Annotated in this window: 12 protein-coding genes; 5 read left to right on the top strand and 7 right to left on the bottom strand. The window is 58.8% G+C overall.

Annotated features, from left to right (window positions below; genetic code table 11):
* Positions 1-91 precede the first annotated feature (91 nt).
* Positions 92-979 (bottom strand): lysophospholipid acyltransferase, encoded by an 888-nt coding sequence (locus AB4P90_RS00400; protein WP_014716285.1) that lies wholly within the window; start codon positions 977-979, stop codon positions 92-94.
* A 40-nt stretch (positions 980-1,019) separates the two neighbouring features.
* A complete protein-coding gene (locus AB4P90_RS00395; protein WP_014716284.1) occupies positions 1,020-1,577 on the bottom strand; it encodes a DNA-3-methyladenine glycosylase I in 558 nt (185 codons plus the stop codon).
* 81 nt (positions 1,578-1,658) lie between these two features.
* On the opposite strand from AB4P90_RS00395, the gene glyQ reads away from it, so the two are divergent.
* The 4 genes from glyQ to AB4P90_RS00375 all read left to right on the top strand — a co-directional run bounded on the left by glyQ (position 1,659) and on the right by AB4P90_RS00375 (position 6,055).
* Positions 1,659-2,612: a glycine--tRNA ligase subunit alpha gene (gene glyQ, locus AB4P90_RS00390; protein ID WP_003187265.1), complete on the top strand. Its 954-nt coding sequence runs from the start codon at positions 1,659-1,661 to the stop codon at positions 2,610-2,612.
* A complete protein-coding gene (gene glyS / locus AB4P90_RS00385) occupies positions 2,609-4,663 on the top strand; it encodes a glycine--tRNA ligase subunit beta (RefSeq protein WP_014716283.1) in 2,055 nt (684 codons plus the stop codon). The genes glyQ and glyS overlap by 4 nt, the downstream gene beginning before the upstream one ends.
* A complete protein-coding gene (gmhB, locus tag AB4P90_RS00380; RefSeq protein ID WP_173877514.1) occupies positions 4,663-5,202 on the top strand; it encodes a D-glycero-beta-D-manno-heptose 1,7-bisphosphate 7-phosphatase in 540 nt (179 codons plus the stop codon). Before glyS ends, gmhB begins: the two co-directional genes overlap by 1 nt.
* 82 nt (positions 5,203-5,284) lie before the next feature.
* The gene (locus AB4P90_RS00375) at positions 5,285-6,055 is read left to right on the top strand and encodes a 1-acyl-sn-glycerol-3-phosphate acyltransferase (protein WP_003187258.1); all 771 of its coding nucleotides are present in this window, start codon (positions 5,285-5,287) and stop codon (positions 6,053-6,055) included.
* Positions 6,056-6,236: 181 nt separating this feature from the next.
* Here the strand turns inward: AB4P90_RS00375 and AB4P90_RS00370 are convergent, their stop codons facing one another.
* Entirely contained in the window at positions 6,237-8,516 is a 2,280-nt protein-coding gene (locus AB4P90_RS00370; RefSeq protein ID WP_073843354.1) for a CHASE2 domain-containing protein, read from the bottom strand.
* A gap of 410 nt (positions 8,517-8,926) precedes the next feature.
* Here AB4P90_RS00370 and AB4P90_RS00365 point away from each other — a divergent pair, with 410 nt between their 5' ends.
* Positions 8,927-9,649, top strand: coding sequence for a response regulator transcription factor (locus tag AB4P90_RS00365; RefSeq protein ID WP_014716281.1), 723 nt, complete (start codon positions 8,927-8,929; stop codon positions 9,647-9,649).
* A 105-nt stretch (positions 9,650-9,754) separates the two neighbouring features.
* On the opposite strand, the gene gyrB is transcribed toward AB4P90_RS00365, so the two are convergent.
* The 4 genes from gyrB to dnaA are packed head-to-tail and all read right to left on the bottom strand — an operon-like array spanning position 9,755 to position 15,963.
* Positions 9,755-12,172 carry a DNA topoisomerase (ATP-hydrolyzing) subunit B gene (gene gyrB, locus AB4P90_RS00360; protein ID WP_003187253.1) on the bottom strand — a complete coding sequence of 806 codons (2,418 nt, stop codon included), beginning with the start codon at positions 12,170-12,172 and terminating at the stop codon, positions 9,755-9,757.
* A gap of 4 nt (positions 12,173-12,176) precedes the next feature.
* Positions 12,177-13,280, bottom strand: a complete 1,104-nt coding sequence (recF, locus tag AB4P90_RS00355; protein ID WP_003187251.1) for a DNA replication/repair protein RecF — start codon at positions 13,278-13,280, stop codon at positions 12,177-12,179.
* Between the two features lie 20 nt (positions 13,281-13,300).
* Positions 13,301-14,404 carry a DNA polymerase III subunit beta gene (gene dnaN / locus AB4P90_RS00350; protein WP_003187250.1) on the bottom strand — a complete coding sequence of 368 codons (1,104 nt, stop codon included), beginning with the start codon at positions 14,402-14,404 and terminating at the stop codon, positions 13,301-13,303.
* Between the two features lie 38 nt (positions 14,405-14,442).
* The gene (dnaA, locus tag AB4P90_RS00345; protein WP_032901521.1) at positions 14,443-15,963 is read right to left on the bottom strand and encodes a chromosomal replication initiator protein DnaA; all 1,521 of its coding nucleotides are present in this window, start codon (positions 15,961-15,963) and stop codon (positions 14,443-14,445) included.

Genomic DNA, 15,963 nt, shown 5'->3' with positions numbered 1-15,963 from the left:
ACCTCGGTATATCAGGCACTCCGAGGTGATGCTATCGCAGGCAAGCCAGCTCCCACATTTGATCTCCATTGGGCTGGAGGTCAGCGGTGTATCAATACCACCGAGCCTCACCCGGCGGGCGTTTCTTGAAGCGCTTCATGCTCCACATGTACTGGCTTGGGTAAGCGCCTACATAGCGCTCAACTACCTTGCTCATCGCCGCACAGGACGTCGCGGTGTCGGTGCTGTACATGTCCTCCGGCGCCGCTTCCAGGATCACCTTGTAGCCCGAGCCGTCCGGCAGCCGCAGGGCATGCAGGAACACACCCACCGCCTTGTGGCCCGCGAGCATGTTCGGCACGAACTTGCTGGTAAGCGCCTGGGTGGCAAAAAACGGTACGAAGATCCCGGCGGACTCAGCCGGCTCCGGGTCGGCAGGAATGCCCACCTGGCCGCCTTTGCGCACTTCCTTGATCACGCTGAGAATGCCTTCCTTGGTGGAAGCCGCCACGCGGTTGCCCAGCTGCACGCGTTGTTTGCGCAGCAGTTCGTCCACCGCCTTGAGCTTGGGCGGGCGATAGAAAATGATCGGTTTGCACTGGCTGCAATAGAAGTGGTTCAACACTTCCCAGTTGCCCAGGTGGCTGGTGATGCCCACCACGCCTTTGCCAGAAGCCAGGGCCTCGTGCAGCACTTCCAAGCCCTCGACTTCGCGGACCAGGTCGATGGAGCGCTGCGCCGGCCAGATCCACGCGCAGGCGCTTTCGGTGAGGGACTTGCCGATGTCCATCAGGCTGCGGCCCACCAGGCGCTCGCGTTCTGCAGGGTCCATGTCCGGGAAGCATTTGGAGAGGTTGATCCGCACGGTATCGCGGGAACGGTTGGGGGTTTTCCACATGATCCAGCCGATCCCCGTGCCGACGGCTTGTACGGCGCGCCAGGGCAGCAGGGCAAACAACCGAAGAGCGCCTACCAGCAAGGCGCCTTTAAACTTTTCCACAGGTCACTCCTGATCGTGTGTGGTGCGCAAAGCCGGCATTCTAACCGGCGTTGACCAAGTCCGCGTAACGGTCGCAGTCCTGGGTGTGGTCCATGACCATGCCCGAGGCCTGCATGAAGGCGTAGCAGATGGTCGGCCCGACGAAGGTGAAGCCGGCCTTTTTCAAGGCTTTGCTCATGGCTTGGGCTTCGGGCGTGATCGCCGGGACGTCGCTGCGATCCTTGAAGTGATTGACCTTGGGTTTGCCGCCGACAAACGACCACAGCAACCCCACGGGATCTTCCAGCGCCAGCCAGGCCGCGGCGTTGCGCCGGGTAGCGTTGAGCTTCAAGCGATTGCGCACGATACCCGGGTCCTGCATCAGCACCTCGATTTCGTCATCGCTCAATTGCGCCAGACGCTGCGCGTCAAAGCCGAACAACACCTTTCGATAATGCTCGCGTTTGCGTAAAACGGTGATCCAGGACAGGCCTGCCTGGAACCCTTCGAGCAAAAGCAACTCGAACAAACCCTGCGCATCGCGCAGCGGCGTTCCCCACTCTTGATCGTGATAAGCCATGTACAGCGGATCTTCAGAACACCAAAAGCAGCGTGGCATAAGGCTCCAGGGAGTGGTGGCGGGGCCGAATCGGGTATACTCCCGCTCTTTAAATCGCAGCCCAAGTAACAGGTGAATTTCGTGAGCCAGCCTACGCCAGCCGTGCGTACCTTCCAAGACTTGATCCTCGCCCTCCAGCAATACTGGGCCGAGCAAGGTTGTGTGGTACTTCAGCCCTACGATATGGAAGTAGGCGCCGGCACTTTCCACACCGCTACATTCCTGCGGGCCATCGGCCCGGAAACCTGGAACGCCGCTTATGTGCAGCCCAGTCGCCGCCCGACTGACGGCCGCTACGGCGAAAACCCGAACCGTCTGCAGCACTACTACCAGTTCCAGGTGGTATTGAAGCCCAACCCGGACAACTTCCAGGAGCTGTACCTGGGCTCGCTGAAACATGTCGGCCTGGACCCACTGGTGCACGACATTCGTTTCGTCGAAGACAACTGGGAATCGCCAACCCTGGGCGCCTGGGGCCTGGGCTGGGAAGTCTGGCTCAATGGCATGGAAGTGACACAGTTCACTTACTTCCAGCAAGCCGGCGGCATCGAGTGCTACCCGGTCACCGGCGAAATCACCTACGGCCTTGAGCGCCTGGCCATGTACCTGCAAGGCGTGGACTCGGTCTACGACCTGGTATGGGCTGACGGCCCGTTCGGCAAGGTGACTTACGGCGATGTGTTCCACCAAAACGAGGTGGAGCAGTCCACCTACAACTTCGAACACGCCAACGTCGACAAACTGTTCGAACTGTTCGACTTCTATGAAAGCGAAGCCAAGCGCCTGATCGAACTCGACCAGCCGCTGCCGTTGCCAAGCTATGAAATGGTGTTGAAGGCCTCCCATACCTTCAACCTGCTGGACGCCCGCCGTGCCATTTCGGTTACTGCGCGCCAGCAATACATCCTGCGTGTGCGCACCCTGGCGCGTTCCGTCGCCCAAGCCTACCTGCTGGCTCGCGCCAAGCTGGGCTTCCCGATGGCAACCCCGGATTTGCGTGATGAAGTGTTGGCTAAGCTGGAGGCTGCACAATGAGTGCTCAAGATTTCCTGGTTGAACTGGGCACCGAAGAGCTGCCACCCAAGGCCCTCAATACCCTGGCCGATGCATTCCTGGCCGGTATCGAAAAAGGCCTGCAGACCGCTGGCCTGAAGTTTCAAGCCAAGAAGGTCTACGCCGCGCCGCGCCGCCTGGCTGTGCTGCTGACCGCGCTGGAAACCCAGCAGCCGGATCGCAGCATCAACCTGGACGGCCCACCGCGCCAGGCGGCTTTCGACGCCGAAGGCAACCCGACCCAGGCGGCCCTTGGCTTTGCCAAGAAGTGTGGCGTGGAGCTGAGCGAGATCGACCAGAGCGGCCCGAAACTGCGTTTCAGCCAGGTCATCACCGGCAAGCCAACCGCCAGCCTGTTGCCGACCATCGTTGAAGATTCCCTGAACGACCTGCCTATCCCCAAGCGCATGCGCTGGGGTGCGCGCAAGGAAGAGTTCGTGCGCCCAACCCAATGGCTGGTGATGCTGCTCGGTGACCAGGTCATCGATTGCACCATCCTCGCCCAGAAGGCCGGTCGTGACTCCCGTGGTCACCGCTTCCATCATCCAGAAAGCGTGCGCATCACTTCGCCGGCCAACTACCTCAACGACCTGCGCGCTGCTTACGTGCTGGCCGACGCCAATGAGCGTCGCGAGCTGATCAGCAAGCGCACCGAAGAGCTGGCCCGTCTGCAGGAAGGCACCGCCATCGTGCCGCCAAGCCTGCTCGACGAAGTGACCGCCCTGGTGGAATGGCCGGTGCCGCTGGTGTGCTCGTTCGAAGAGCGTTTCCTCGACGTGCCGCAAGAAGCCTTGATCACCACCATGCAGGACAACCAGAAGTACTTCTGCCTGCTGGACGTGGACGGTAAGTTGTTGCCGCGTTTTATCACCGTGGCCAACATCGAAAGCAAAGACCCACAGCAGATCATCGCCGGTAACGAAAAAGTCGTGCGCCCGCGCCTGACCGACGCCGAGTTCTTCTTCAAGCAAGACAAGAAGCAGAAGCTGGAAGACTTCAACCTGCGCCTGCAAAACGTGGTGTTCCAGGAAAAACTCGGCAGCGTCTACGACAAGGCCGTGCGTGTTTCCAAGCTGGCGGCCTACATTGCCCCACGTATTGGCGGCGACGCAGCCTGGGCAGCGCGTGCTGGCTTGCTGTCCAAGTGCGACCTGGCCACCGAGATGGTCGGCGAGTTCCCAGAGATGCAAGGCGTGGCCGGTTACTACTACGCCCTCAACGACGGCGAGCCGGATGATGTCGCCCTGGCCCTGAACGAGCAGTACATGCCGCGCGGTGCCGGTGCAGAACTGCCGAGCACCCTGACCGGTGCGGCCGTGGCCATTGCCGACAAGCTGGACACCCTCGTGGGTATCTTCGGTATCGGCATGCTGCCCACCGGCAGCAAAGACCCGTATGCCCTGCGCCGTGCGGCCTTGGGCGTGCTGCGTATCCTGATCGACAAAAAGCTGGACCTCGACCTGACCCAGGCCGTGGTATTTGCCGTCGGCCAGTTCGGCACCAAGGTCAAGCAAGCCGGCCTGGCCGAGCAAGTGCTGGAGTTTGTGTTCGATCGCCTGCGTGCGCGTTATGAAGACGAAGGCGTGGACGTTTCCGTCTACCTGTCGGTACGTGCCCTGCAACCGGGCTCGGCACTGGACTTCGACCAGCGTGTACAAGCCGTGCAAGCGTTCCGCAAGCTGCCGGAAGCCGATGCCCTGGCCGCCGTGAACAAGCGCGTGTCGAACCTGTTGAGCAAGGCCGACAACCTCGGCACTGCCGAAGTCGACCCGGGCCTGTTTGCCGATGCCAAGGAGTTCTCGCTGAACTCAGCCATCGCCAAGGCCGAGAACGCCGTGAAGCCGCTGATCGCTGAGCGTAACTACGCTGAAGCGTTGGCGCGCCTGGCGTCCTTGCGTGAGCCGGTGGATGCGTTCTTCGAAGCGGTGATGATCAATGCCGATGATGCTGGCGTGCGTAAAAACCGCTACGCCATGCTGGCGCGCCTGCGTGGCTTGTTCATCAATATCGCCGACATCTCCGTACTGGGCTGATCATGTTGAAACTGCTGATTCTCGATCGGGACGGGGTGATCAACTACGACTCCGACGCTTACATCAAGTCGGTGGAGGAGTGGATCCCGCTGCCCGGTTCGATCGAGGCCATCGCGCAGTTGAGCAAAGCCGGCTGGACGGTGGCCATCGCCACCAACCAGTCCGGCATCGCTCGCGGTTACTACGACATCGCGACCCTGGAGGCCATGCACGCGCGTTTGCGCGCGTTAGTGGCCGAGCAGGGCGGCGAGGTGGGGCTGGTGGTCTACTGCCCCCACGGGCCGGACGAAGGCTGCGATTGCCGCAAGCCCAAGCCTGGCATGTTGAAAATTATTGCAGAACATTACAAGGTGCCCTTGGCTGGGATATGGTTCGTCGGGGACAGCCTCGGTGACCTGGAGGCGGCTAAAGCCGTCGACTCTCAGCCAGTTTTGGTTAAAACCGGAAAAGGCGAAAAGACCCAGGCTAAAAACCTGCCGGTAGGCACCTTGATTTTTGACGATCTGGCGGCCGTTGCCGCAGAACTTATCAACAACTAGCCGCCCTCGACTTCCTGACCAAGGACTGTTCGGGAGTGCGCTTTTAGCAGGCGGGCCGTGTCCCGCAACGGTAAATGCCGCCATGTCGATCTTGCAGGCCATCAGAACCTTTTTCTTTTACCTGCTGCTGGGCACCAGTTCGTTTCTCTGGTGCACCCTGAGCTTTTTTATTGCACCGTTCCTTCCCTTCAAGGCGCGCTATCGCTTTATCAACGTCTACTGGTGCCGCTGCGCGTTGTGGCTGAGCAAGGTGTTCCTGAATATTCGTTTCGAGGTCAAGGGCGCTGAAAACGTTCCTGATCAACCGTGCGTGATTCTCTCGAACCATCAGAGCACCTGGGAGACGTTCTTCCTCTCGGCGTATTTCTCGCCGTTGAGCCAGGTGCTCAAGCGCGAGCTTCTGTATGTGCCATTCTTCGGCTGGGCCATGGCCATGTTGCGTCCGATCGCCATCGACCGGGACAACCCCAAGGCTGCGCTCAAGCATGTAGCGAAGAAGGGCGATGAGTTGCTCAAGGACGGCGTCTGGGTGCTGATCTTTCCCGAGGGCACGCGGGTGCCCTACGGCACCGTGGGTAAGTTCTCACGGGGTGGTACCGCCCTGGCGGTCAACGCCAACCTGCCTGTGCTGCCAATTGCGCATAACGCCGGCAAGTTCTGGCCCAAGACTGGCTGGGCTAAACGCCCAGGCACTATCACCGTAGTGATCGGCGAACCGATGTACGCAGAAGGCGAAGGACCACGTGCCATCGCCGCCCTGAACGACCGCGCTGCGGCGTGGAATGAGGCGCAGCAACGGGCCATGGGCTCCCTGCCTCCGGAACCGGTGGTGGTGGAGACGCCGGCCGTTTGAGCATCTGTGGATAACCTGTGTACGCTTTGTTGGCGAATTGGCTTTTTTGCTTCATAACAAGCTGATTTACTTACATATTTCTGAAGCTCATAAAATTCAGAAAAACGTGCATAAGTTTTTTCTTCATAAAAAAACCGGTCCTTGTGACCGGTTTTTTATGCACAGCAGAAAAGCCGCTTTTTCAGTCCTCCAATAACGGCAGCAGCAGGATAAACGTCGAGCCCTTGCCCAGCTCACTTTCACACACGATGCGCCCACCGTGCCGCTCCAACACTGCTTTAACCATGGTCAGCCCCAGTCCAAGCCCCTCACTGCCTTGAGCCGAATCGAAACGTCGGTATTGGTTAAACAACTCCGGCAGATCCTCAGGCGCAATCCCCGGTCCCTGGTCGCTTATCCTGCATTCCAACCAACCTTGCGCACTGCCATGCCTCAACCTGACGGTGGTACCGGATGGGGAGTATTTGATCGCGTTCTCCAGCACATTGAACAACGCCCGGGTGAGCAGCGATTGGTCGGCGTAGACCATGGCCTCGTCCGCCTCATCCAGGTCGTGAACCAAATGGATGCCCTTCAACTGCGCAATCACCGCCACTTGATCAAAAGCGTCCATCACCAGCATGGCAAACAGGGTGGGCTGGAACTGGTAACCGTCCGCTTCAGCCTTGGCCAATTGCACAAAGGATTCAGTCAGGCTCAAGGCCCGCCGCACCTGCTGTTCGATCTGGGTAAACACCGGGGACTCCCCGTTGTGCACGTCCAACAGGGCAAGGATCGCTGAGTGCGGTGCACGCAGGTCGTGGGAAAGGAAACGCAGCATCGTCTCGCGGTGCTGCTGTGCTTCACGCTCCTTGCTCAGGTCCGTGAGGCTCAACAACCAGCCGAGGGCGAAATCCCCTTCGGCAGGCAGCAAAGGGGCTAGCTCCATGCGCAAACTGCGTTGGTGGATATCGCGAAACTCGACCAGTTCCAGTGCCGATAGGGCAGGGCGTACACCATTGTGCAGCGGGGGATAGCCTAGATCGGCGAGCTGTTCGACGAGGTTTTCGCCGACCAGGTCATTGCCGAATACTTCACGGGCCACGCGGTTGGCCAACAGGATGCTGCCCTGAGGGTCGGTGATCAGCGTTGCTACCGGCAGGCACTCCAGCCCGTCAGCCATAAAGCGCCGCGTATCGCGTGTACGACTGACGGCTTGTTCAAGGGCAAAGATCCGCCCTTGCAGCACATCGCCCTTACTGGCGGGCGCGCGACGACGTTCCGGAAGCACCTTGGGTTCGTTATCCAGACGTGCCAGTTCCCAGCCAAAGTAGGCGAGAATTACGCTCAGACGTCGCCAATTCCAGATCAGGTAACTCAGCAACAAACCGATCAGGCATGCTGCGGGGCTCCACCAGTGGCCCAGGCGCAATAAGCCCCATGAGCCCAGCAAAGCCACGGCCATGCACGCCAAGGTCATCCACAGGGCGTAACGGGGGCGCACAAGCAGAAGGCCCAGCAGCAGGGCCACCAGGGACGTTGCCAGCAACGCCGCGAACCAGCCGGGCAGATCGACGATGCTGCGACCCTGCAATAAACCATTCAGTACTTCAGCCTGGATCTCAACCCCCGCAGTGGTGCCCACGGTGGAAGAGAGCGGCGTCACGAAACGATCGGCCATGCCATAGGCTGAGGCGCCGATCAGAACCAGGCGACCCCGCAGCGACTCGGGAGCTACCTCGCCGCGTAGTACGCTGACGTAGGACAGACTGGGAAAATGGTCTGGTTCCGAAGTGAACGGCACACGAATCTCATGTTCCTGATGCCAGTGCCCTCCAGTAGGCTCTTGTGGCAGGCCCGGCATCGTCTCGGCATGCTCGCTCATGGCGAACGCCAGCCACGCCAACTGAGGAAGCGTGCTCCCCGGCGGGCCTTCACGTAGATACACGCTGCGCACCACACCGTCGTTGTCCGCTTCGACGTTGATGTGACCGACACCCTTGGCGCACTTGAGCAGTGGCGACAACGGCGCTATGGGAGCCTTGGGGCTGACGCTGCTGTCTCCGGCGATGGGCAGCAATACATTGCCGGCTTTGCATACGGCATCGGCCAGGCGCTGCTCGTCATGACTGTGGTCGGTCTCACTGAAGATCACATCCAACAAAATGCCCGCCGGCTGTGCGGCGTTCACGCGTTCAATCAGCTCGGCATGTACGCTGCGCGGCCAAGGCCATGGGCCAAGTGCTTCCAGGCTGGGTGCGTCGATGGTCACCAGGACGATGCGTGGATCTACCGGCAAGGGCGTGAGGCGGCGCAGGCTGTCATAGAGCGGATTATTGAGCGCTAAGCCAGCGCTCAAGGATAAGTAGGCCGTAAAGGGCAGGAGTACCAAACCGATCAACAGCCATTCACGAACCAACCCATGGAACAAAAGCTGGGCCTGGGTAGGTTGGCGTTTCTCGGTTTTGCGCCAGAGCTTCACAGGGCTAGCGCCATGAGGGGGCCAAGGCATTGATGGTCGTTAAGTAAAGATGTCATAAGCCCAGGATCCCTCTCCATGGGGTTGCGATGAAGTGCATGCAGTGTTCTGAAACCAGTGAAGCTTATTTCGGTCTCATTGGAGGACTTCCCACGACCGCGCAATGAACGATACCGCACATTGGAGCGGGCATAACGCCCCGGCGAGGCGATCACACCGACGCTTTTACGGAACGACAGGAGCCGGTATCTTCTTTGAGGATCGTAGTGGATTGAGTTTACGGCGCTTTCAGCGTATCGAGAGATCCAGGCACTGTAGAATCCGTCCATAATTATTCAGATTCATAGGCCGGCATTTGTACAGCATGTGCCCCCCATTCAAGCTCTCGTATTTTTGTAGGAAGGACCCCGCCCATGCGTGTCGCAATACTGGATGACGAACCCGCAGAGTTGCGACGGGTGGAACAGACACTGCGACAGATTCCCGGTCCGGCTGAACAGCCCTGGTCCCTGCATTTTTTTGAACGTGGCGAAGACCTGCTACGCCAGCTACGCCGGGAAACCTTTGACCTGCTGATCCTCGACTGGCAACTGCCGGATATCTCCGGGATCGCGTTATTGCGCTGGACCCGCGAGCACATGGAGTCGCCTCCCGCCGTTATCATGCTCACCAGTCGCGATGCCGAAAGCGATATCGTGACGGCGTTGAACAGCGGGGCGGATGATTATGTCAGCAAGCCGTTTCGGCCCAACGAACTCAAAGCCCGAGTCAGCGCCGTGCTGCGGCGCCACGGTTTGCAAAAGTCGGCTACCCAGGAAGTGCAGAGCTTTAACGATCTGACGTTCGACGATGCCGAACTGACCGTCACCCGAGCGGGCAAGCCCATTAACCTGACAGAACGGGAATACCGTTTGGCAAGTTGTCTATTTGCCAACCTGGCCCGACCGTTGTCTCGCGAGTACCTGTATGAGCGGTTCTGGAGCCACGAAGAAATGGTGTCGTCGCGGCCGTTGGACACGCATATCTACCGCCTGCGCAACAAGCTAGGGCTGACCGCGGATCGCGGTTGGCAGCTGTTGACGATCTATGGGTACGGGTATCGGTTGGAGAGTGTGACACCCGCTGTGGAAAGTTAAACAGCCTGATGTTCCACGTGGAGCATTTAAAAAATGCGCGACTACGAACCAACAAAAAAGGCCAACGCTAAGCGTTGGCCTTTTGTTTTTAGCAGATGTTCCTGATCAGAAGTCCAGGTTAGACACCGCCAAAGCATTGCTCTCGATGAAGTCACGACGAGGCTCGACCGCATCACCCATCAGGGTGTTGAAGATCTGGTCGGCGCCAATGGCGTCTTCGATGGTCACGCGCAGCATGCGACGTTGAGCAGGGTCCATGGTGGTTTCCCACAGCTGATCCGGGTTCATCTCGCCCAGACCTTTATAGCGCTGGATGGTATGACGCTTGGTGCTTTCCGCCATCAACCAGTCCAAGGCTTCCTTGAACTCCTTGACCTGCTTCTTGCGTTCGCCACGCTGAATGTAAGCACCGTCGTCCAGCAGGGTGCTCAATTGCGCGCCGAGGGTAACCACGGTCTTGTAGTCGTTGCTACCGAAGAAGTCGCGGTTGAAGGTGACGTAATTGGACAGGCCGTGGGAGATCAGTTCGACCTCTGGCAGCCATACGTTACGTTCACGGTCCTCACGCAGGCTGGCTTTGTACACCAGGCCAGACTTCTCCACAGTACGCAGGCGCACTTCGTATTGGGCCAGCCAATCCTGCATGGCGGCGTGATCGCCCAACTGCTCCAGGCTCACGGCCGGCAGGTAGATAAAGTGCTCGGTCAGCTCCTGAGGGTACAGGCGCGACAAACGCTTGAGTGTCTTCATGACCATACGGAAGTCGTTGACCAGTCGCTCCAGCGACTCACCGGAGATACCCGGCGCTTCGTCATTCAAGTGCAGGCTGGCATCTTCCAGGGCCGACTGCGTCATGTACTCTTCCATGGCGTCGTCGTCTTTGATGTATTGCTCTTGCTTGCCCTTTTTCACTTTGTACAACGGCGGCTGGGCGATGTAGATGTAGCCACGCTCGATCAGCTCCGGCAACTGACGGAAGAAGAAGGTCAGCAGCAGGGTGCGGATGTGCGAACCGTCGACGTCAGCATCGGTCATGATGATGATGTTGTGGTAGCGCAGCTTGTCGATATTGTACTCATCGCGGCCAATACCGCAGCCCAACGCCGTGATCAAGGTGCCGACTTCCTGGGAGGAAATCATCTTGTCGAAGCGGGCCTTCTCAACGTTAAGGATCTTACCCTTCAACGGCAGGATGGCCTGGGTGCGACGGTTACGACCCTGCTTGGCGGAACCGCCAGCAGAGTCACCTTCCACCAGGTACAGTTCGGAGAGGGCAGGGTCCTTCTCCTGGCAGTCAGCCAGTTTGCCTGGCAGGCCGGCGATATCCAGCGCGCCTTTGCGGCGGGTCATTTCACGGGCCTTCCGCGCGGCTTCACGGGCGCGTGCAGCGTCGATCATCTTGCCGACAACCAGCTTGGCTTCGTTCGGGTTTTCCAACAGGAAGTCGGAGAAGTACTTACCCATTTCCTGTTCAACCGCAGTCTTCACTTCGGAAGACACCAGCTTGTCTTTGGTCTGGGAGCTGAACTTCGGATCCGGTACCTTGACCGAGATGATCGCCGTCAGGCCTTCACGGGCATCGTCACCGGTGGTGGCGACTTTATGTTTCTTCGCCAAGCCTTCCGCTTCGATGTAGGTGTTCAGGTTACGCGTCAGCGCAGAACGGAAACCCACCAGGTGAGTACCGCCATCGCGTTGTGGAATGTTGTTGGTGAAGCACAACAGGTTCTCGTTGAAGCTGTCGTTCCACTGCAGGGCGATTTCCACGCCGATGCCATCTTCACGCTGGATGTTGAAGTGGAACACTTGGTTGACCGCGGTCTTGTTGGTGTTCAGGTATTCAACGAACGCTCGCAGGCCACCTTCATACTTGAACAGCTCTTCCTTGCCGCTGCGCTCATCCTTGAGGACGATGCCGACACCGGAGTTAAGGAAAGACAGTTCGCGAATCCGCTTGGCCAGGATGTCCCAGCTGAAGTGGATGTTTTTGAAGGTTTCTTCCGATGGCTTGAAGTGGATCTGGGTACCGGTGGTTTCACTGTCACCGACGATTTTCATCGGCTCCTGTGGTACGCCGTGGACGTAGGTCTGCTCCCAAATCTTGCCGCTACGGCGGACAGTGAGGATCAGTTCTTCGGACAGGGCGTTCACTACCGACACACCTACACCGTGCAAACCACCGGATACTTTATAGGAGTTGTCGTCGAACTTACCGCCAGCGTGGAGCACGGTCATGATGACCTCTGCCGCCGAAACGCCTTCTTCTTTGTGCACGTCTACCGGGATGCCACGACCGTTGTCACGCACGGTGATGGATTCATCCGGGTGGATGATAATGCTGATGTCGTCGCAGTGACCGGCTAGAGCTTCGTCGATGGAGTTATCGACCACCTCGAACACCATGTGGTGCAGACCGCTACCATCATCGGTGTCGCCAATGTACATACCGGGACGTTTGCGTACGGCATCCAAACCTTTCAGCACTTTAATGCTGGTCGAGTCGTACGTGTTTTCTTCGCTCATGCCTTCACTCCCGATGGTCGTGGGTCTGGGTGATACGGCCTTGTTCCACGTGGAACAAAGCGACTGGCGTTTCCGTCTGCCAGCCTTCCCTCAATAATTCGTGGTCTACACAGGTGATAAACACCTGGCAGCGTAAGTCTTCCAACAAGCGGCATAGCGAGCGGCGGTGCTGCTCGTCGAGTTCTGACGGCAAGTCATCCACCAAATAAATACACTGACCGCGTCGAGCCTGGCTAACCAGATGGCCCTGCGCGATACGCAACGCACAGACCACTAGCTTCTGCTGGCCGCGAGACAATATATCCGCAGCATTGTGTGCACCTAATCTAAGGCGCAAATCAGCGCGCTGGGGGCCAGCCTGGGTGTGTCCGATTTGCTGATCCCGTTGCAAGGACGTTGCGAGCACTGCACTCAGCTCACGTTCTTTGTCCCAACCCCGGTAATAACTCAGCGTCAGCCCCTCGAGGTCCAACAACTCGCTCAAGGTCTGCTCAAAGACTGGTTTTAAGGCTTTGATATAGGCGCGGCGGTATTCATCTATTTCGTCGCTGGCCAGGCACAGTTCACGGTCCCAGGCTGCTTGCGAAGCGGCGTCAAGTGTACCATGCCGCAGCCATGAGTTCCGCTGCCGCAGGGCCTTCTGCAGCCGCTGCCAAGTGGCCATGAAGCGGGGTTCCACGTGGAACACGCCCCAGTCGAGGAATTGCCGACGGATTTTCGGGGCACCTTCCAGCAATCGAAAGCTGTCGGGGTTGATCAGTTGCAACGGCAGGATCTCTGCCAGTTGCGCTGCGCTGCGCGCATTTTGCCCGTCGATTCGGATCTGAAATTCCCCACCACGATCACGCGATATCCCCAGGCTGCTATGACCGCCCTCAGCCAGTTCCACTTGGCCAAATACGGTACAGGCCAATTGTTCGTACTGAATCACGGGTAACAAACGGGCACTGCGGAAGGAACGCGCAAGCCCCAGCAGATGGATGGCTTCCAGCACACTGGTTTTGCCACTGCCGTTGGCGCCATGGAGGATGTTGATGCGGGGGGAAGGGGAGAAGGTCACCGGGTGCAGATTGCGCACCGCGGTGACCGAGACGCGACTGAGGGACATCTAGCTTCTGCTGAGCATGATTACAGGCGCATCGGCATGACAACGTATGCCGAGTCGTCGTTGTCGGATTCTTGCACCAAGGCGCTGCTGTTGGAGTCCGACAGGATCAGACGAACCTGTTCGGTTGTCATAACACCCAGCACGTCCAACAGGTAGCTTACGTTAAAGCCGATTTCCAGCGATGCGCCGTTGTAGTCGACACCCACTTCTTCTTCCGCCTCTTCCTGTTCCGGGTTGTTGGCCTGGATTTTCAGTTGGCCGTTGGCCAGCTGCAGGCGAATACCACGGTACTTTTCGTTGGACAGAATCGCAGTACGGCTAAAGGCTTCACGCAGAGCCTGACGATCACCGACCACCAGCTTGTCGCCACCTTTAGGCAACACACGCTCGTAGTCCGGGAACTTACCGTCTACCAACTTGGAGGTGAAGGTGAACTCACCGGTGGTCGCGCGAATGTGGTGCTGGCCCAACACGATGCTGACGTTGCCGTCCGGCTCGGTGAGCAAGCGCGCCAGTTCAAGGATACCTTTGCGTGGAACGATTACCTGGTGACGATCCGGCTGACCGATATCGGCACGCATCGAGCACATCGCCAGGCGGTGACCGTCGGTGGCTACAGCACGGATGATGCCTTCCGAGACTTCCAGCAGCATACCGTTGAGGTAGTAACGCACGTCCTGCTGGGCCATTGCGAAGCTGGTGCGCTCGATCAAACGACGCAGCTTGCTTTGCTCCAGGCTGCACGTCAGCGAGCCAGGGCCTTCTTCTACGGTTGGAAAGTCATTGGCCGGCAAGGTCGACAGGGTGAAACGGCTGCGGCCTGCCTTGACCACCAACTTCTGCTCATCCACCTTGATGTCGATCAGCGCATCGTTAGGCAGGCTTTTGCAGATATCCATCAGCTTGCGCGCCGGCACGGTGATCTCGCCGGGTTCGGCAGGCTCTTCGAGCTGGACACGACCCACCAGTTCGACTTCCAGGTCGGTACCGGTCAAGGACAACTGTTGCCCCTCGACCACCAGTAATACGTTGGAAAGCACCGGCAAGGTCTGTCGGCGCTCGACGACGCCTGCGACCAGTTGCAGGGGTTTCAACAGGGCTTCGCGTTGAATGGTGAAATGCATGGTCTAGTCCCTTGCCTTAATAAGCTGCGCTGGTGTCATCACGTAGTCAGTGTACGCAGCAGGTTCTTGTAGTCCTCGCGAATATCCGCGTCGGATTCCTTAAGTTCATTGATCTTGCGGCATGCGTGCAAGACCGTGGTGTGGTCGCGTCCGCCAAACACATCACCGATTTCCGGCAGGCTGTGGTTGGTCAACTCCTTGGAGAGGGCCATGGCAACCTGGCGTGGACGTGCTACCGAGCGCGAACGGCGCTTGGACAGCAGGTCGGAAATCTTGATCTTGTAGTACTCGGCCACGGTGCGCTGGATGTTATCCACACTCACCAGCTTGTCCTGCAAGGCCAACAAGTCCTTCAAGGACTCGCGAATCAGCTCGATGGTGATATCGCGACCCATGAAGTGCGAGTGGGCGATGACCCGCTTGAGCGCGCCTTCCAGCTCACGCACGTTGGAACGGATGCGTTGGGCGATGAAGAACGCAGCATCGTGAGGCAGATCGACTTTAGCCTGGTCGGCCTTCTTCATCAGGATCGCAACGCGGGTTTCCAGCTCCGGTGGCTCCACGGCAACCGTCAGGCCCCAGCCGAAACGAGACTTCAGACGTTCTTCCAGGCCTTCGATTTCCTTCGGGTAACGGTCACTGGTCAAGATGACCTGCTGGCCACCTTCGAGCAGGGCGTTGAAGGTGTGGAAGAACTCCTCTTGAGAACGTTCCTTGCGGGCAAAGAACTGAATGTCATCGATCAACAAGGCATCAACGGAGCGGTAGAAACGTTTGAACTCGTTGATGGCGTTGAGCTGCAAGGCCTTGACCATGTCGGCCACGAAGCGCTCCGAATGCAGGTAAACCACCTTGGCATTCGGGTTCTTCTTTAATAGGTGGTTACCGACGGCGTGCATCAAGTGCGTCTTACCCAAGCCCACGCCGCCATAAAGGAAGAGCGGGTTGTAACCATGCTTGGGGTTATCGGCGACCTGCCAGGCGGCCGCTCGGGCCAGCTGGTTGGACTTGCCTTCGACAAAGTTCTCGAAGGTAAACGTGCGGTTCAGGTAACTGGTGTGCTTGAGCGCGCCTTCTACCTGCACAGTACGTTGCTCGGAGCGCACGGGCGCCTGTTGAGAGCTGGCACCGGCCATCGGGTCGAAGCTGTCGCGGGACGGCTCTTCATTCTCTGGCGCATTATTTTTGCGCGACGACGGCTTGGACGGCGCAGCTGTCGGTGCAGGTGCTGCGGCGACAGGCGCCACTGCAGCTTGGGCTTGCGACGCGGCGGCGGCCAATGGCGCATTCGGCGCGGCGCGAGGAGCTGAGCTGCGCTTGCTGCCTATTAATAAGGAGAGAGCAGGCGCCAGGCCGTTGCCATGTTCGTCGAGCAATTCGAGAACGCGGCCCAGGTACTTCTCGTTGACCCAGTCGAGGACAAAACGATTGGGCGCATAGACACGCAACTCGTCGCCTTCGGCTTCGACCTGTAGCGGACGGATCCAGGTGTTGAATTGCTGGGCAGGCAGCTCATCGCGCAAAAGCTCCACGCACTGCTGCCAAAGTTCCACTGACAC

Origin of the sequence: Pseudomonas sp. B16120 (assembly GCF_044218845.1) — a bacterium.
GTDB classification, from domain to species: domain Bacteria; phylum Pseudomonadota; class Gammaproteobacteria; order Pseudomonadales; family Pseudomonadaceae; genus Aquipseudomonas; species Aquipseudomonas paracarnis.
The sequence above is the reverse complement of the archived record's forward strand: the minus strand, read 5'-3'. Positions and strand labels throughout refer to the sequence as shown.